Origin of the sequence: Actinomadura sp. (genome assembly GCF_044508335.1) — a bacterium.
Lineage (GTDB): Bacteria > Actinomycetota > Actinomycetes > Streptosporangiales > Streptosporangiaceae > Spirillospora.
On record NZ_JBIQHY010000062.1, the window covers coordinates 1 to 17,609 of the forward strand.

Consider the following 17,609-nt stretch of genomic DNA (forward strand, 5'->3'; position numbering starts at 1 on the left):
CGTCTGACCGAGTCCGGTCGGTGTGCCGGCGGGTCAGCCGGGGTCGGTGGTGGTGTGGGGGAGGGCGGCCGTGGCGAGGACGTGGTGGGCCGGGCTGCCGGCCGGGGCGTAGAGGGTGAGCGGGTGGCCGAGGGCGGCGGTGCGGGTGTCGGCCTCGTGGAGGACGGCCACGCCGGCGCTGGCCAGGTGGGTGACGCCGGTCAGGTCGACGGTGAGGGGGCGGGTGCCGCCGCGGGTGCGGAGCTGGAGTTCCTCGCGCAGCTGGGCGGCGGTGGCGGAGTCGACGGGGCCGTCCACCCGGATGCGCGGGGCGCCGGGGGAGGGCTGGTCCAGGATCAGCAGGAGTCCGGGGGAGTCGGGCGGGGCCTCGGGCGGGGTGAAGTCGGGCGAGGTCAGCAGCCGGGCGGGGCGGAGCAGGCGGTGCCGGACGGTCGCCGTCGTCCCGGACGGCGCCGTCTCGACGCCGAGTTCGTCGACGAAGTCGCTGGCCATGGCGAGGCCGCGGCCGCGGTCGGTGTCGTGGCGGTGCTCCAGCCAGCGGCCCCGGTCGGACACCTCGACCTCGACCGTGCCGCGGCTCGTGGGGGCGGCGCGCAGCCGGACGTTGCCGGGGGGCGAGCCGTAGGCGTGCTCGACGGCGTTGGTGACGAGCTCGCCCACGCCGTGCCGCAGGAAGGCGACGTCCTCCGTGCGGGCGCCCAGGTCGTACAGCCACTCGTCGAGGGCCTTGCGGGCGGCGGGGATCGCGGCCGGGTCCGCGCGCATGTCCAGCAGGAGGGGGGACGGCGGGTCGGTGAGCTGGGCGGCGAGCAGTGCGATGTCGTCGGTGTGGCCGGTCGCGCGGACGAGCAGTTCGAGCGTCTGCGCGGTCAGCCGGTCGACGGCGGCGAGCCAGTCCTCGCGGAGCGCGCGGCCGGCGGCGACGGCGGTGGCGGCCTCGGCCAGCTCGACGGTGCCGGCGGCGGGGTCGCGGCCGGGGCGCTCGATGATGCCGTCGCTGTAGAGGAGCAGCTGGTCGCCGGGCGCGAGCCGGTCGTCCAGGAGGGGGAAGGCCGAGCCGGTGCCGAGCGGGCCGCCGCCGGACGCGGGCAGGTAGCGGGCGCGGCCGCCGGACGGGATCAGCAGCGGCGGCGGATGCCCGGCGGTGCAGTAGGCGAGCCGCCCGTCGGCGGGGTCGACGGCGGCGACGCAGACCGTCGCGGCGCGGGCGGCGGGGAGCCGGCCGGCGAGCCGTCCGGCGGCGGCGAGCGCCCCGGCGATGTCGCCGGTGTGGTCGAGGCGGTCGTGCAGCACGGCGCGGAGCTGGCCCATCGCCGCGGACGCGGCCACGCCGTGCCCGGCGACGTCGCCGACGACGAGGGCGGCGCGGCCGTCCGGCAGCGGGACGGCGTCGAACCAGTCGCCGCCGGCGGACGACTCGGCGCGGCCGAGCAGGTAGCTCCCGCCGATGGCGAGGCCCGGCAGGACGGGCAGGCCGGGCGGCAGCAGCTGCCGTTGCAGGACGCCGACGGCGTCGCGGGCGTCCGTGCTCGGCCGGGGCGAGCGGCGCCGCGCCCGCCGGTCCCGGACCCGCGAGGTGACGTCCCGGACGACCGCGACGAGGCCCGTCACCGTCCCGTCCGGGGCGCGGCGGGGCACCACGGCGCCGTCGATGTAGACGTCATCGGGGGCGAGGCCCTCGCCCGCGCCGAGCTGGACGCGCCACTCGGTGATCAGCTCGGGCACGCCGGTGGCGAAGGGGCGGTCCAGCGCGCCGATGAGCTGCTGCCCGACGGCCTCGGGGACGAGGTCGCGGATCTCCCGCCCGATGGGGTCGGCGCCCAGCAGGCCGCGGCCGGCGGCGTTCGCGGCGACCACGGTGTGGTTCGGCCCGTCCAGGCCGACGATCGCGGCGGGGGCCGCGTCGAACACCTGCCGGACCGTCCGGGCGTCGCCCGCCGGCCACCTGAGCCCGTCATCGTCGTCCTCATCCGGGCCGCGCATGAAACCTCCGTGCCATCGCCGCCGTGCGACCGTTCTTTCCGTTTCGTCCGCATCCATACCCCCGGCACACTGATGCCGTCCATGGGCCGGCCGAAACGCGGGCGGGGACCTAGGCCGATGGGACGTAGTCCTCTGGTCCCGTTGCCCGACGCGGGCAGGCCGGGGTGAAAGGCAGCATGTCCCCTATGACCGCAACCGACCTCACCGACGAGGAAGCCGCGCGGACGGCCGCGAGGACGCCGGGCTGGGCCGCGCTGCTCGCCGCGTCCATCGGCCAGTTCCTCGTCGTCCTGGACGTCTCCGTCGTCAACGTCGCGCTGCCCCACATCCGCGAAGGCGTCGGGCTCGGCGCCACCGGCCTGCAATGGGTCGTCAACGCCTACTCGGTGGCGTTCGCCGGGTTCCTGCTGCTGGGCGGGCGCGCCGCCGACCTCTACGGGCGCAAGCGCGTCTTCCTGGCGGGCCTCGGCCTGGTCGTCACCGCCAGCCTCGCGGGCGGCTTCGCGCAGGACGGCGCCATGCTGATCGGCGCCCGCGCGGTGCAGGGGGTCGGCGCCGCGATCCTCGCGCCAGTCACGCTGTCGCTGGTCACCGCGACGTTCCCGGCCGGGCCCGCGCGGACGAAGGCGATCGCCATGTGGACGGCCGTCGGCACCGCGGGCGGCGCGACCGGCGGGCTCGTCGGCGGGCTGCTGACCGACTACCTGAGCTGGCGCTGGGTGCTGCTGATCAACGTCCCGGTCGGCGTCGCGGTCGCCGCGGTCGCCGCCCGGTGGCTCCGCGACGACGGCCGGGGCGCGGGGCGCGTCCGGCTCGACGTGCCCGGCGCCGTCCTCGTCACCGCCGGCGTGGGGCTGCTCGCCTTCGGCATCGGGCAGACCGAGGACCACGGCTGGACGTCCCTGATCCCGCTCACCGCCGGGCTCGCGCTGCTGGCCGTGTTCGTCGGCGTCGAGGCGCGGACCCCGCACCCGCTCGTCCGGCTCGGGCTGTTCCGCCTGCGCACCGTGGCGGTGGGCAACATCGCCACGCTGGTCCTGATGACGGCCGGTTTCGCGCTCTGGTACTTCCTGTCGCTGTACATGCAGAACGTCCTGCACTACAGCGCCGTCCGGACCGGGCTGTCGTTCCTCCCGCACACCGCCGGCATCATCATCGGCTCCCGGATCGCCCCCGCCGTGATGGCCCGCATGGACGCGCGCCTCCTCGCCGGCGCCGGGGGCCTCATGGCCGCGGCCGGGTTCGCCTGGCAGAGCGCCGTGCTGGACGCCGGCGGGACCTTCCTCGGCTCCATCCTCGGGCCGGGCGCGACCATGGCCCTCGGCTTCGGCCTGCTGATGACGCCGCTGGTCGAGGCGTCCACGAGCGGCGTGGACGAGTCCGCGGCCGGCGCGGTGGCGGGCATCGTCAACACGTCCCGCATGATCGGCGGGGCCATCGGCCTCACCGTCCTCGGCACGACCGCCGCCGCGCGCTCCGACCTCGCGGACGGCTACGCGGCGGCGTTCCTCGTCGCCGCCGCCATCACCGCCGCCGGGACGGTCATCGTCGCGTTCCTGCCCCGCCCCCGCCGTCAGGACGAGGCGGACGCGACGGCGTGACGCACCGCCCCGGCCGCCACGGCGACCCAGGCGACGGCGGCGGGCCACAGCAGGGCCTCGCCGAGCGTCCCGAGCCACGGGACGCCGCAGGCCCGGCCCGCCGTCATCGCCGCGACCGCCGTCATGCCGAGCGGGAACACCGTCGACCAGCGGCGGGCGTCGTAGGCCGTCCGGGGGCGCAGCACCTCGCAGACCACCAGCACCGCGTACCAGGTCAGCGCCACCGCGAGGACGGCCAGCGTCCCCCAGGCGAGCGGCGCGGGACCGTCCGTCGCGAGCGTCACCTTCGCGAACGCCAGCGCCGATATCGACAGGCTGCCGCCCACCACCCAGTGGTCGCCCGCCCCGCCGACCAGCTCCCCGAAGTCGAAACGCGCCAGTACCAGCACGTACAGCAGGAGGCCGAGGACGAGCATCGCCCCGGACGGCCACAGCAGCCACCGCGCCGGCAGCTCCACCGCCAGCGTCGCCGCCAGCACCGCGACCGCCTGCGTCGCGACCGTCACCATGTACGCGGCGCCCGGGACGGGCCACCGCAGGTTGCCGAGCACGCGCGGCAGCAGGGCGAGCCACAGCGCCGCGGTGAGCGCGAGCAGCACGGCCGCCGCCACCGGCCGCGAGATCATCGCGACGCCGTCGCCGAGCACCCCCGTCCCGGCGACGGTCGTCAGCGCGGCGGGGGCCGACGTCTCCTCCCGCCACCGCCCCGCGCCGCCGAACAGCGCGCAGAACGTCACGGCGAGGGCGACCCACAGCGCCGCGGCGAGGCCCAGCAGCACCCGCGCCGCCCACAGGAACCCCGCGAGGTGCAGCCCCACCGAGACGATGCCGGTGGCCATGACTTCGGCCCCCCGCGGGTTGCCCGCTCCGCGTCCGCCGCTCACGACCGCCGCTCCGGGGTCACCGGACCTCGTCCGCCATCGGGTGCTCGTCGGCGGGGACGAGCCGGAAGGCGACCAGCCCGAGAAGGTCGTCGCGGACGGTGACGCGCGTGCCCGCGTGGAAGCCGTCCGGAATCCGCACGGCCACGGTCCGGGTGGTCCCGACCCAGCCGGACAGGACGCACCGGTAGCAGGCGCGCTCGTCGGTGCCGCGGCCGCCGCAGGCCCCGCACCGCGTGCCCGAGCCGGCCCATCGCCAGTACCCGCGGCCTTCGCAGACGTCGCAGGGCAGCGGGATGCGGCCGAAGCCGTCGCAGTGCGGGCACAGTTCCCGGTCGGGGACGGCGACCGAGGCGGCGCCCGCCCGGGCGGCGTCCCGCGACACCTGGACGACGATGTCGCCCGCCTGCCCCCTTGTCGGGATGCCGAGTTCGCGGTCGTATCCGGCGCGGCGGCGCGGGTCGCCGATCCGCCGGTAGGCCGTCACCGCCCTCTCCGGGATCGGCCTGCCCGCCGCGCGGACGATGTTCCGGTACGCCTCGGTGATCTCCGCGGCGGACGCGTCCGGCGCGACTTCCAGAACGTCGTAGCAGGTCCGGGGACGGCCGGGGCCCGCGCGGAGCGAGGCGTCGTAGGCCCTGCGGCGTTCGGGGTCCCCGAGGACCTCCGCGGCCTCGTAGATGAGGGCGAAACGCTCGGCCGCCGTCGGGTCGTCCGGGTTCGCGTCCGGGTGGGCCTCGCGCAGCCGGGCCCGGCGGGCGGCTCTGATGTCGTCCTGCGACGCGTCCCGCGCGACACCGAGGACGGCGTAGTGGTCCCGGGTCACCCGTCAACCGTAGGCACACCGGATCACACGCCGATCACAGCCAAACGACCACCCCCGGGAAACCGGTCCGCCCGCCATGTGACGGTGCGGAAGGCGAAAGTGGCAGAAGACCGACCGGACGTGAACGATATATGGCTCGCTCGCCATTCGAGCGGCCGAATCCGAAAGCGGTGGATTCTCCTATCCCTGGCCGCGATATGCCGGCGATCGGCCGCGCGGATGGCTGAGCAGCGACATCATCTGTGCGAAGAAGCTGTGACCGGGCGCGGTTTCAGCCGTGGATCCGCTGCGGGCGGGCGGGTCAGGCGGCGGCCGAGGCGTTGGGCGGGGGCCTCGATCCAGCGTTGGGACGCCCAGCCGGCCGCCAGCAGGACCAGCAGGAAGAGGGTCAGGCCCACGGCGTCGTCGCGGCCGGACGAGCCGAGGAACTGGGCCGCGACCATCAGCAGCAGCGGGTGCAGCAGGTAGAGGGAGAAGCTGATGGTGCCGAGGCCGGTGGCCCAGGCGGGGAAGCGGCGGTGCCGCAGGCGCCACCCGATGGTGAAGGCCAGGGCGGCGGAGAGGACGGCACCGGCCCAGACCACCTGGGCGTTGAGGCCGTAGGGGGCGGCGTGCCACAGGCCGGCGGTGAGGGCGCCGGCGAGGACGACGCCGCCCGCGGCCGCGCCGGCCCGCCGTGTGATCTGGCCGCGCTCGGCGCGGTGGACGGCGGTGCCCGCGAACATGACCGCGAGCATGATGAGGCCCTCCCACGCGCCGACGCGGCCGTTCACCGCGACCAGGACGAGGGCGACGAGGCCGCCGAGGAGCCCGCCCGCGACGCGGGCCGCGGCGTGCCGGGACACCGCGGCCCCGATCGCCAGCAGCAGGGCGGCGGCCGTCACCGCGACGACCGGGCCCGTCCCGGCCGTCCGGGACAGCAGCGCGGCCGGGACGCGGGCGCCGGTCAGCAGGCCGGTCGCCGTCAGCGCGACCGCGACCAGCGCGGCGGCCGTGAGGGCGACGGCGGCGGGCGCGGACCTGCGGTGCCCGCCCACCACGAACAGCGCGACGACCATCAGGTAGAAGGCCATCTCGTAGGAGAGCGTCCACAGCACGTTCATCGCGTTCGGGACGTTCAGCAGGTCCTGCAGCATCGTCAGGTGCGCCAGGACGGCGGTCGCCGGGGAGTACTGCTCCAGCCCGGCGCGCAGCCCGAGCACGCCCAGCAGGAACGGCAGGATCGCGAGCAGGCAGGTCACCGCGAACAGCGGGTAGATGCGGAAGAACCGGCCGATCCAGAAGCCGCGCACGCTGCCGCGGCGCTCCAGCGACGCGGGGATGATGTATCCGCTGACGAGGAAGAAGACGAGGACGCCGGCCAGGCCGGGATCGAACCACTCCTTCAGCCAGACCCGTAGTGAGGGGAGGTAGACGTAGCTCGCGTGGTGCAGCGCCACCGCCAGGGCCGCCCCGCCGCGCAGCGCGTCAAGCCAGCCAAGCCTGGACGGAGCGGAGGAAACGCCGGAAGTGGCAACCATTCCGACAGACTAGTCGCTCGCCGCTCAAGCGCAACGTAAGACCCCAAGGGTTCCCTAAAGCGGCTAATTGCCGTGAAATAGATGGGAACGGCTGCCGTTGCGGCGCCTTGCGAGGACGTCGAATTGGAGGGTCCATGCCCGCGATCACGCACCGCTCGACGAAGGAACCCGCTGTCAAGTCCCGCTTCCTTTCCCATGGCACGCTCAAGATCACCGATGTGACCGCGACCCGCCGTTTCTACGAGGAGGTCTTAGGGCTCGAAGTCGTCCAGCCGATGATGGCGGCGCTCTACGTCCGGCTCGGCGGCGACCACACGTACGTGTGCGTGGAGTCCAAGCCGGACCGCCCCGACATGCCGCTCCTCTACCACAACGGCCTCGACGTCGGCAGCGACGAGGAGGTCGACGAGGCGTACCGCCGGATCGCGGAGGTGGCCGACGAGTACGGCGTGAAGGAGCTGAACAAGCCCCTCCGCCAGCACGGCGTCTACTCGTTCTACCTCAAGGACCTCGACGGCAACTGGTGGGAGATCGGCCACCTGCCGCCGCGCGGCTACCGGTTCCGGTTCACCGACCCGCGCAACGACCTCACCGGCCGCACCGGCATCACCCCCGCCGAGGCCAAGGAGGTGTTCCTGAACCCGGTGGTCGACGTGGACTGATCGCGGTGCACGATGGGCGCATGACGACACTGCCGCTGAGCCCGGACGAACTGCTGACCACGACCCGCGCGGTGCGCAAGCGCCTCGACCTCGGCCGCCCCGTGCCCATCGGGCTCGTCCGCGAGTGCCTGGAGATCGCGCTGCAGGCGCCGAGCGGCAGCAACCGGCAGGGCTGGCAGTGGATCGTCGTGACCGACCCCGGCCAGCGGGCGGCGATCGGCGAGTACTACCGGCGCGCGTTCGCGGCCTACGCCGCCTCGAAGCAGTCGGCCGGCGACCTCTACAAGGACGACCCGGACCGCGCCGAGGTGCAGCGCCGCGTCGGGGAGAGCGCCGCCTACCTGGGCGAGCACATGGGCGAGGTGCCCGTCCTGGTGATCCCGTGCCTGCGGGTCGAGGGCGGCGAGCTGCCCGCCGGCAACCAGGCCGGCCTGTGGGGGTCGCTGCTGCCGGCCGCCTGGAGCTACGCGCTCGCGGCGCGCGCCCGCGGGCTCGGCACCGCCTGGACGTCCCTGCACCTGGTGTACGAGCGGGAGGTCGCGGAGCTGCTCGGCCTGCCGCGGGACGTCCGGCAGGGCGCCCTGCTGCCGACCGCCTACTACACCGGCGACGCGTTCCGGCCCGCCCCGCGCGTCCCGCTGGACGAGGTGCTGCATCTCGACCGCTGGTGACGGAGCTGCGCCAGAGCCCGCGCGCCGAGGGTGCGCGGGCTCTTTCGCAATGGAGCGGGGCCGGCGCCGCGAGCGGGGGCGACGACGCCGGCCCCGGGATCGGGGGCGGGATCGGGGGACCGGGGGACTCAGCTCAGGCCGTCGCGACGCGAACCGGTGTCTGCGGGGGCGTCCCTTCACGGTGATGCGTTCCGGCGGGGAGAGCCGAGGAACGCCAGCATCTGGTCGATCTCGGCGGAGCGGGACTTCTCGACGCGCTGCGCCAGCCGCCTCGTCCACGCGTCCTCGCCCTTGCCGGCCTCCAGCCGCGCCATCTGGACGGCGTCGTCCTGATGGGCGATCAGCAGGTTGAGGAACGCGCGCTCGAACCGGCCCGGTGGTGACCCGGCGAGGGCCGCCAGTTCGGCGTCGGTGGTCCGCGGCATCCCGCCGTGCGCCGCGTGCTCGCCTGGGTGCGCCCGCAGGGGCCGCCGCCAGCCGCGCAGCCGGTCCCGCATCCGCCGGGGCCGGGCCGCCGGACGATGACCGGCCGGCGGCCCCGCACTGCGCGATCAGCAGCAGACCGCACGCGGCGAGCAGCGCCAGCGCTCCGTACGCCGACACGCTGCGTGCCGTGCGCGCTCGCCGCGGTCGCCGTGTCGAGCACGACCAGGACGGACGCGGCCGGCACGGCGACCGCCGCCGCGGCGGCCTTCGTGCGGATCGAACTCATGCTTCTTCCTCCGGGGTGGGGGTGGGGTGGTTCTCCGGGGCAGGGGGTCACGGGAGGCCGTTGAGGAAGGGCTCGTGGCTGTCCATGAACTGCCAGCCGTAGTAGCGGTCCCAGTTGACCGACCAGGTCATCAGGCCGCGCAGGTCAGGGGAGGTCCCGCCGCGCAGCGTGTAGCCGCCGCAGCCGGTGCCCTTCACCAGGCAGGTCACCGCCTGCTGCACCTGCGCGGGCGGCGTGTACCCGTTGCCGGCGCTGACGGCGGCGGGCAGGCCGATGCCGATCTGGTCGGGGCGCAGGCCGGGGAACGTGCGACCGGTGTTCGCGACGGGGAAGCCGGCCTTCACCATGTCGGTCATCGCGATGTGGAAGTCGGCGCCGCCCATGGTGTGGTATTGGCCGTCCAGGCCCATCACCGGACCGGAGTTGTAGTCCTGGACGTGCAGGACGGTCAGGTCGTCGCGCATCGCGTGGATCACCGGCAGGTACGCGCCCGTCCGGTTGTCGCCCGCGCCCGAACCGCCGTAGAACTGGTGGCCGACCTGCACGAAGAACGTCTCCGGCGCCATCGTCAGGACGAACTTCCCGCCGTACCTCGCCTTGAGCGACTTCAGCGCGGAGATCAGGTTGACGATGACCGGGGTGGTGGGGTTGCGGAAGTCGGTGTCGCCGGCGTCGAGGTAGAGCGAGTGGCCTTCGAAGTCGACGTCCAGGCCGTCCAGCCCGTACCTGTCGATGATCGCCGACACGGACTGGACGAACTTGTCGCGCGCGGCCGTCGTCGTGAGCTGCACCTGGCCGTTCTGGCCGCCGATCGAGATCAGCACCTTCTTGCCCTGCGCCTGCTTCGCGCGGATCGCGGCGATGAACTCCTCGTCGCTCTCCACGTTCGGGCATTCGCCGGCCGGGCAGCGGGTGAACCGGATGTCGCCGGACGTCGGCGACGTCGGCTCGCCGAACGCGAGGTCGATGATGTCCCACGCGTCGGGGACGTCCGCCATGCGCACGTAGCCGGAGCCGTTGGCGAAGCTCGCGTGCAGGTAGCCGATGAGGGCGTGCTTGGGCAGTCCGGTGTTGACGCAGCCGGACGTGCGGCCGCTCACGGGCTGCGACTTGGCCGACTCGCCGACGTCGTTGTAGGCCGCGACCGTGTAGCTGTGCGAGGTGCACTTTCCCAGGTTGGAAATGGTGGCGTTCGTACCGGTCACGGTCGCCTTGACCGTGCTGCCCTCGTAGACGCGGTAGCCGGTGACCGTCCCCGACGCCTGGCCCCAGGACAGGGCGATCGAGGTGTCGGTGATGGCGCCGAGCTGGGGCGTTCCAGGCGTACCCGGCACTCCCGGCTGCGGTTCGCCGCCGGGACCGTCCAGGACGACGTCGTCCGCGTAGTACGTCCCGGTGCCGTACCAGCCGTGCAGGAAGATCTGCGCGGACGTCTGATTCGCGCCGGTGGTGAACGCAACCGACAGCTTGGTGAAATCGGTGGCGGACGGCGTCCAGGTGGACGATCCGCCGGTCACGCCGAGGTACACGTAGTTGCCGCGCACCCAGGCTTCGAGCGTGTAGGCGGTGTTCGGCTGCACGGCCACCGTCTGCGTGCACTGACCGGTGCTGCCGGCCGTGACACCGCCGGCGAGCGCGTGGCTCCCCGTCCGGACGGGACTGCCGACGACCGACCCGCCGTCGCACGCCCACGGGCTCAGCGACCCGCTCTCGAACCCGGCGTTGGCCAGGATGTTCGCCGCCTGCGCCGGGGCCGTGACCCCGACCAGCAGCCCGGCGACCAGCGCCGCCAGGACCCAGATCTTCCGCATCTCCGGCCTCCTACGGCAGCGTGTCCAGGTGCGGGCCCACGGTGTTCGCGAAGCCGCCGCCGTTGGTCACGTCCCAGTTGATGGACCACGTCATCGCGCCGCGGATGTCGGGATACGCGCGGGGCGGCCTGAACGAGCCGCACCCGGTGCCCTTCGCGAGGCAGTCGAGCGCGTCGCCGACCGCCGACGGCGCCACGACACCGCCGCCCGCCGCGCCCGGACCGGCCGGCAGCCCCAGCGCGACCTGGTCGGGACGGAGCCCGCCCTCCAGTTGGATGCACGCGAGCGCGGTCATGAAGTCGACCGTCCCCTGCGAATACACCTTCTGGTCGCAGCCGAGCATCGCGCCCGAGTTGTAGTACTGCATGTGGACGACGGTGAGGATGTCCTTGATCTTCAGCGCGAGCTGGAAGTAGGACCCGCCGGTGGACTGCATGTCGAGCGTCTGCGGCGCCATCGTGATGATCAGGCCGGCGCCGGCCTTGGCGCGGAGCGCGCGCAGCGCCTGCTCCATGTAGGCCGGGTTGAGGCCGTTCTCCAGGTCGATGTCGAGGCCGTCGAACCCGTACTCGGTCATGAGCCCGTAGACGGAGTCGGCGAAGAGCCGGGCGGACGTGCCGTCCGACACCCGGACCGTTCCCTTCTCGCCGCCGACCGACAGGATGACCTTCTTGCCCCTGGCCTGGAGCGCCGCGATGTCCGACTTGAACTGGGCGTCGGTGTAGCCGCCGAGGGCGGTCGAGAGTTCCGGGTCGACCCGGAAGGCGACCTCGCCTGCCCGCGCCGTGGCCTCGCCGAACGCGACCGCGATGAGGTCGTATTCGTCCGGCACCTGGGAGAGCCTGAGCTCCTGCGCCGGGTTCACGAAGTCGTGCCAGTAGCCGGTCAGGAAGTGCCGGGGGAGCGGCCCGGTCGCGCATCCGCTGGTCGTCGCGGTGACGGGGCCGCCGGCGGCCGACTCGCCCTCGTCGTCGTACGCCTTGACCGTGTAGGTGTGCGTCTCGCACTTCGCGAGCCCGCCGATGGTGGCGGTGGTGCCGGTGACGGTCGCCTTGACGGACGAGCCTTCGTAGACGCGGTATCCGGACGGCGTCCCGGTGGCGGGCTCCCACGTCAGCGTCAGCGAGGTGTCCGTGCGTCCGGTGACGGCCACCGATCCGGGCGTGCCGAGCCCGCCCGGATCGGTGGGGCCGCCGGTGCAGGGCTCGCCGTTGAACGTGCAGTTCTGCGGGCTCCCGGGACCGTTCCCGAGGAACCCGAACGTGACCGATCCGCCCGCCGGGATGGCGGCGTTGTAGCCGCGGTCGGTGAACGTGTGGTGCTGCCCGTCCTTGGTGAGGAGGGCGTCCCAGTAGGTGCCGACGGACGTCCCGGCCGGCAGGTCGAACTCGACCCGCCAGCCGTCGATCGCGGCACCGGTGCCGTTGGTGAGCGTGAACCGCCCCTCCCACCCCGAGCCCCAGTCGGAGGGCTTGCCGAACGTCGCGGTCGCGCCCGCTTCGGCGTGCGCGGCGGCCGGGACGAGGAGGGCGAGCGGGACGGCGAGCAGGACGGCGAGGACACTGAGCACAGAGCGGGGGCGCAAGGGGTACTCCCTCGTGGTCGGAAAGCCGGCGGATTCCCCCGAACCCCGATGCCGCTAATTGTCAGGAAGGTTTCCTATCTATTTGGGAGCAAGGTAACCAGCGTCCGTGACCTGGGCAACCCCCGCCTCGCGGCCCTCCGTCAACCACCCCAGCTTGCGCGCCGAACCAGCACGGGCCCGCCCGAATATCGGCATGAAACACCGAGAAAGCGCCGTTGCTTCGGCGAGACCTGCCAATACGCCTAGCGGCCCAGGAGGGCGCGGAGCGTGGAGGCCGCGGCCTGGCCGGCGGGCCCGCTTCCGGGGGCGGCGCCGTTCCACTTCTCGGCGAACGCGTCCGCGTTCTCGCGGAACGAGCGCCTCAGTGCGGGACCGGACAGCAGCCCGGCGAGCGCGACCAGGTGGCGCGCCCACGCCAGGCCCGCGACGGTGGCGGCGACGTGCACCGTCCACTGCCCGCCCTCGTCCGCGGCCCGGTCGGCGGTCAGGCCCGCCTCGCCCACCGGGTGCGCGGCGCTGACGCGGAGCAGGGCGCCCGTGCTCCACCAGCGTCCGAGATCGGCTTCGGCCTCAGCCGTCACGGCGGGCAAGCCCTCGAACTCGCCGGCGAACCCGGCGCGGACGGCGCCGACCTTCCGGGCGCTGTCGATCTCGACCCACCCCGTCTGCACATCGTCCGGGGTACTGAACTCGATGCGGTTCCGCCCGTCGAAGTCCCACGCCGCGACGTGCAGGTCGAGCGGCTCGACCTCGTCGTCCGCGAACGCGATGCGATAGCCGGTGCCCGGCCTGATGTGCTTGCCCTTGAGCAGCCGGACGCCGAAGCCCGCGCCGCCCTCAACGAGCCGCCGTTTATGGAAAGACAGCTTTTCGATCTCGCGGTGAAGAGCGGCCACATACTCCTCGACCCACTCGCGAGACACGGCTTCGAGCTTTATCTGATGCTCGAATTCAAGCCGCTCCGGCAAGCCCCGCTCGACCATGCCCGGCACTTCGGAGTTCCACGCGGACACGGCCTTGCCGAAACCTTCGTTCAGCGCACGCCGGACGCGCCCCCGCACGAAGAGCAGCCCCAGCGCGGCCAGCGGACGCATGAGCGACCGTCCGCCGTACCGTGCCGCCATCCTGACGGACCAGCGTCCGCGCTTGTCCTTGCGCCGCGCAATCCGCAGCTCCCCGGAAGCGAAAGGGTGCACGACTCGCAGCGAGATCGGAGCCGTCTTCGGAGCGAGCGCGGACCACCATTCCTCGGCCCGCACCTCGCATTCCCATTTCACCCGCCGCAACCCGCGGAACGGCTTGGGCCCCTGGTAATTCCCCGTGACGCGAAGGCTGCGGAGCCGCCGCCCGGACATGCGCAGCTCCACCCGCAGGCCGACCGTATGACCGCCCGCGTCGCCGACGACCTCGATGCGGGACTCGCCGACCCGGTTCCACATGGGCACGTGCACATCGACGACGAACCCGTCGCCCTCTCCCCGGTAGCGGGCCCCCGCGGCGAGGTGACGCCCCTTCACCAGCCGCACATCCTCGATGACCTCGTCCCCCAACGTGAAGCCGCTCTCACCGATGGGCGCCTCTTCCACCGCGGAGAGCAGCGCCCGCACGGCCTCGTCCAGCAGCTCACGAGGAAACGGTTCAAGCTGGGCATCGCGCTGATAACGGGCCATGTCGTCCATGATCCCTTACCTGTGATCAAGCGGCCAGTCCGCGTCGCGGCCTCGCAGTTTCGCCCACGTGACCTTGCCGCCCTCGTTCAGCGGCCGGACGCCCCACCCGTGGACGATCTCCGCCATCAGCAGGAGCCCCCGCCCCGACGCGGCCGCGTGATCCTCCGGCCGGACCCGCGGGCGTCCTTCGCCGGCGTCCCACACCTCCACGACCACCAGGCCGTCGCGCTCGTCACGGAACACCCGCACGACGATCTGCCCCTTCCCGTGCAGGTAGGCGTTGGTGACGAGTTCGCTGACCACGACCCGCCCCACGTAGTCGTCCGAGATCCCCCACTCGGCGAACCGCTCGGCGAGAAACCGCCGCGCCAGCCGGGGCGCCTGAGCGTCGGGATCAAGGACGAGTGTCGGAGTCTCGGGTGCGCGCGCTGCCGTCGCCATGTGTCTGACCTCCCTGAAACACCGCCCGAACTCGTGTGTTCACAGATTGGACCGAAAAGGCCACGTTCCGTGTGGGAGTCGTGACACTCTGGGGTTGTCCTGAACTCGACCGGGGCGCCGTCGAAGCCCGGTGAAGTCGTTGAACTCGGACGCTGGAGGCCGAAAGTGGTGGTCGACCCGTACAGCCCCCAAGCCATATGGGGACGTGAGCTGCGCCATTACCGCAAGCAGGCCGGGCTGACGCAGGCGGAACTCGCCACCCGGATCAGCTTCTCGGAGTCGCTGATCTCCGGCGTCGAGACGGGGCAGCTCGCCGCCTCCCTGCCGTTCGCGGAGTCGTGCGATCGTGAACTGGAGACCGGCGGCGCGCTCACCCGGACGCTCGACTTCAAGAAGGCTCACCGCCTCCCGACCGGGTTCGCGGAGTACCTGGAGGTCGAGAAGAAGACGTCCATGATCCGCTGGTACGAGGGCCTCTGCATCCCGGGCCTGCTCCAGACACCCGAGTATGCGCGTGAGCTCATACGAGTGGGGCATCCGGGCGAAAGCGCTGACGCGATCGAGGCGATCGCCGCGACCCGCGTAGAGCGAAAGCAGATCCTTGCGCAGGCGGACGGCCCAACTCTGTGGGTCGTGGTGGACGAGCCCGTCCTACGTCGACCGGTCGGGTCGGCGAAGATCGCCAGAGAACAACTCGGCTATCTCCTGGAAGCCGCGGAGCACCCGAAGATTTCACTTCAAGTGGTCCCCTTCGACACGGGGGCGCACGCGGGACTGACGAGTTGCTTCAGTCTCCTGTCTCTCGCCGGCGGCAGGCTCGTGGTCTACGCTGAAGATCTATCGGGCGGCCGGTTCATCGAGCGCCCCGAGGACGTGGCCCACTGGGCTACGTGCTACGAGTCGGTCAAATCGGTGGCCTTGCCGGTAAGGCAGTCGGCGGACCTGATCCGTCTGATCATGAAGGAAGATTTCAATGGACCTGAGTAAGGCGACATGGCGAAAGTCGTCGCGCAGTTCGCCGAACGGCGGCAACTGCGTTGAGGTCGCCGGCCTCCCCTCCGGTGTCGGCGTCCGAGACTCGAAGAACCCGGACGGCCCGAAGCTGGTCGTCAGCCGAGACGAGTTCGCGATGCTGGTGGCCGCGTTGAAGCGCTGACACCCCCCGGAACAACATTCGAGCCTCGGTCCTCGTGGAGCGGGCCCCTCTCCTCGCCCCCGCGGGGGGGGGGGGGCGGCCGCCGAGGGGCGGCGGGAGGGGGCGGCCGGCGTCCGGGGGGGGGGACGCGGCCCGCCGGGAGGGGAGGGTCAGAAACCTGCCGTGATCTTGGTGAACTGCCACGGCTGCTGGTCGATGCCGCTGCAGTTGGAGGTCACGCCGCCGCCCGCGCAGGGACGGTCGCGGTTGACCGACCAGAACGCGAGGCGGGCGAGGCCCTTGGACTTCGCCCAGTCGCGGATCTGCGTCCACGTCTGGGGCGAGGTGAGCTCCTGCTGGTCGGACAGGCCGTTCATGCCGGAGATGCCCATGTGCGAGTAGGCGGTGGCGTCCGACCAGCCGAAGGCCGACTTCAGCTGGTTCTTCAGGCCCTCGGACGCGTTGACGGTGTTGCCGTACATGTCCGAGCCGCCGCCGAAGTCGAACGGCATGACGGTGAAGACGTCCACGTTCGCCTGGAGCGCCGCGGCCTGGGTGATGAGCCGCTGGCCCCAGTAGTTCGGACCGGTGGTGGCGGTGCCGAACGTCAGGATCGTCTGGATGCCGGGGTTCCGCTGCTTGACGATCTTGAGGGCGCCGAGGATCCGGTCCTGGACGGCGGCGTTCTCGAACTCGTCGCTGTTCTCGATGTCGACGTCGATCGCCTTCAGGCCGAACGCGTCGATGACCTGCTGGTAGGCGCCGGCGAGGGCATCGGCGGAGGAGCAGTTCGGGCCGAGCTTGTTGCCCGACCAGCCGCCGATGGACGGCAGCACGTCACCGCCGGCCGCGCGGATCTGGCCGATCGCCTGCTCGTCCGCGCCGCCCCTGAGCGGACGGTTCCCGTCCCACGCCGGGCTGCACCCGCCGCCGGACAGGATGAACGCCATCGTGAACCACTTGATCCCGGTCGCGCTCATGACCGTGGCCGGGTTCGGCGGCTCGCCCCAGCCCATGTAGAGGTAGGGCGCGGCCCGGCGGGTGCCGGGCGGCTGCGTCGTGCAGCCGGTGGTCGTGGCCGACACCGGCCCGCTCGCCGCGGACTCGCCGGACGCGTTGTACGCCCTGACCGTGTAGGTGTGGTCGGAGCACTTGGCCAGGCCGCTGATCGTGGCGCTCGTCCCGGACACGGTGGCGCGGACGGCGGAGCCCTCGTAGACGCGGTAGCCGGTGGGCCCGCCGGAGGAGGCCGACCACGAGAGGGTGAGGGAGGTGTCGGTCCGGCCGGTCACGGTCGGGGTGCCGGGAGCCGAGGGCGCGCCGGGCTCGGTGGTGCCGCCGCCGTCGCAGGACGCGCCGTTGAGCCTGCAGCCTTGGGGCGTTCCAGAGCCGCTGACGATGAAGCCGAACGAGACCGACGCGCCGGGGGCGACGTTGCCGTTGTAGTTGCGGTTGGTGAACGTGGAGTGCTGCCCGGACGTGGTGAGCAGCGCCTCCCAGTACGTCCCGACCGTGGAGCCGGACGGGAGGTCGAACTCGACCTTCCACGACGAGATCGCCGAGCCGGTCTCGTTCTTGATCGTGTACTTGGCCTCGTAGCCGGAGCCCCAGTCGGACGACTTGGTGAACGTCGCCGTCACAGACGCGGCATTGGCCGCGACGGGGGCGAGGAGGGCGAGGACGAGGGAGCAGAGGGCGGTGAACAGGAAAGCGGGGAGAAGTGTTCTTCGCAAAGTCACTCCCGGGTAGGAGGTGTGGACGAGCGGGAATCCCCCGAACCCCGAGTCGGTCGTGCTGCGGTGTCGGTGAGTGCGTGGCGGGCGGCGCGCGCGGCATCCGGTGAACCTTCTAATAGGAAACTTTCCTATAAATCGACTGAACCGTAACCGGCCGGCGGCGCGCTGGCAACCCCCCGCGGGGGCGCCGGCGGGAGGGCGTGCGGCGGCCGGGCGACCAGTCCCGCTGGCGGACCGGACCAGCGCGGCGGGCGCCGGAAAATTTCCGGGGAGCCTCAGTCCCCTGGAGCGCGCGTCACCGGTACGGCTTGATGTCGACGCGGAACTCCCAGTCGGTGGGGAAGACCTTCTGGCACTCGATCACGGCCCTGTGCC

General features: G+C 72.7%; 15 protein-coding genes. 5 read left to right on the top strand and 10 right to left on the bottom strand.

Translation table 11 applies throughout. The features are described 5' to 3' along the window. Window positions 1-33: 33 nt before the first annotated feature. The gene (locus tag ACIWVC_RS20710; RefSeq protein ID WP_396454438.1) at window positions 34-1,983 is read right to left on the bottom strand and encodes a SpoIIE family protein phosphatase; all 1,950 of its coding nucleotides are present in this window, start codon (window positions 1,981-1,983) and stop codon (window positions 34-36) included. Window positions 1,984-2,168: 185 nt separating this feature from the next. Between ACIWVC_RS20710 and ACIWVC_RS20715 the strand changes: the two genes are divergently transcribed. Further along, window positions 2,169-3,584 (top strand): DHA2 family efflux MFS transporter permease subunit, encoded by a 1,416-nt coding sequence (locus ACIWVC_RS20715; RefSeq protein WP_396449290.1) that lies wholly within the window; start codon window positions 2,169-2,171, stop codon window positions 3,582-3,584. On the opposite strand, the gene ACIWVC_RS20720 is transcribed toward ACIWVC_RS20715, so the two are convergent. From ACIWVC_RS20720 to ACIWVC_RS20730, 3 genes are all read right to left on the bottom strand, one after another. Then, window positions 3,557-4,423: a hypothetical protein gene (locus tag ACIWVC_RS20720; RefSeq protein ID WP_396449291.1), complete on the bottom strand. Its 867-nt coding sequence runs from the start codon at window positions 4,421-4,423 to the stop codon at window positions 3,557-3,559. The two genes, ACIWVC_RS20715 and ACIWVC_RS20720, sit on opposite strands and share 28 nt — an antisense overlap. 61 nt (window positions 4,424-4,484) lie before the next feature. Then, window positions 4,485-5,291, bottom strand: coding sequence for a DnaJ domain-containing protein (locus tag ACIWVC_RS20725; protein ID WP_396454439.1), 807 nt, complete (start codon window positions 5,289-5,291; stop codon window positions 4,485-4,487). Window positions 5,292-5,527: 236 nt separating this feature from the next. Continuing rightward, window positions 5,528-6,811 carry an acyltransferase family protein gene (locus ACIWVC_RS20730; RefSeq protein ID WP_396454440.1) on the bottom strand — a complete coding sequence of 428 codons (1,284 nt, stop codon included), beginning with the start codon at window positions 6,809-6,811 and terminating at the stop codon, window positions 5,528-5,530. A gap of 134 nt (window positions 6,812-6,945) precedes the next feature. Here ACIWVC_RS20730 and ACIWVC_RS20735 point away from each other — a divergent pair, with 134 nt between their 5' ends. After that, complete coding sequence (locus ACIWVC_RS20735; RefSeq protein WP_396454441.1) at window positions 6,946-7,473, top strand: VOC family protein; 528 nt, start codon at window positions 6,946-6,948, stop codon at window positions 7,471-7,473. Window positions 7,474-7,493: 20 nt separating this feature from the next. Beyond that, entirely contained in the window at window positions 7,494-8,144 is a 651-nt protein-coding gene (locus ACIWVC_RS20740) for a nitroreductase family protein (RefSeq protein ID WP_396449295.1), read from the top strand. Window positions 8,145-8,320: 176 nt separating this feature from the next. Here ACIWVC_RS20740 and ACIWVC_RS20745 read toward each other — a convergent pair whose 3' ends face one another. From ACIWVC_RS20745 to ACIWVC_RS20765, 5 genes are all read right to left on the bottom strand, one after another. Continuing rightward, window positions 8,321-8,641, bottom strand: coding sequence for a DUF305 domain-containing protein (locus tag ACIWVC_RS20745; protein WP_396454442.1), 321 nt, complete (start codon window positions 8,639-8,641; stop codon window positions 8,321-8,323). Window positions 8,642-8,903: 262 nt separating this feature from the next. Continuing rightward, a complete protein-coding gene (locus tag ACIWVC_RS20750; protein WP_396454443.1) occupies window positions 8,904-10,667 on the bottom strand; it encodes a chitinase in 1,764 nt (587 codons plus the stop codon). A gap of 10 nt (window positions 10,668-10,677) precedes the next feature. After that, on the bottom strand, window positions 10,678-12,252 hold the full coding sequence (locus ACIWVC_RS20755; protein ID WP_396449298.1) for a chitinase: 1,575 nt from the start codon (window positions 12,250-12,252) through the stop codon (window positions 10,678-10,680). Window positions 12,253-12,494: 242 nt separating this feature from the next. Beyond that, window positions 12,495-13,931 carry a hypothetical protein gene (locus ACIWVC_RS20760; protein ID WP_396454444.1) on the bottom strand — a complete coding sequence of 479 codons (1,437 nt, stop codon included), beginning with the start codon at window positions 13,929-13,931 and terminating at the stop codon, window positions 12,495-12,497. A gap of 6 nt (window positions 13,932-13,937) precedes the next feature. Then, the gene (locus ACIWVC_RS20765; RefSeq protein WP_396454445.1) at window positions 13,938-14,363 is read right to left on the bottom strand and encodes an ATP-binding protein; all 426 of its coding nucleotides are present in this window, start codon (window positions 14,361-14,363) and stop codon (window positions 13,938-13,940) included. Window positions 14,364-14,528: 165 nt separating this feature from the next. On the opposite strand from ACIWVC_RS20765, the gene ACIWVC_RS20770 reads away from it, so the two are divergent. After that, complete coding sequence (locus ACIWVC_RS20770; RefSeq protein ID WP_396454446.1) at window positions 14,529-15,350, top strand: helix-turn-helix domain-containing protein; 822 nt, start codon at window positions 14,529-14,531, stop codon at window positions 15,348-15,350. Next, window positions 15,337-15,519, top strand: coding sequence for a DUF397 domain-containing protein (locus tag ACIWVC_RS20775; RefSeq protein ID WP_396449302.1), 183 nt, complete (start codon window positions 15,337-15,339; stop codon window positions 15,517-15,519). The genes ACIWVC_RS20770 and ACIWVC_RS20775 overlap by 14 nt, the downstream gene beginning before the upstream one ends. A 149-nt stretch (window positions 15,520-15,668) precedes the next feature. On the opposite strand, the gene ACIWVC_RS20780 is transcribed toward ACIWVC_RS20775, so the two are convergent. Further along, window positions 15,669-17,231: a cellulose binding domain-containing protein gene (locus ACIWVC_RS20780; protein ID WP_396454447.1), complete on the bottom strand. Its 1,563-nt coding sequence runs from the start codon at window positions 17,229-17,231 to the stop codon at window positions 15,669-15,671. Window positions 17,232-17,609 lie beyond the last annotated feature (378 nt).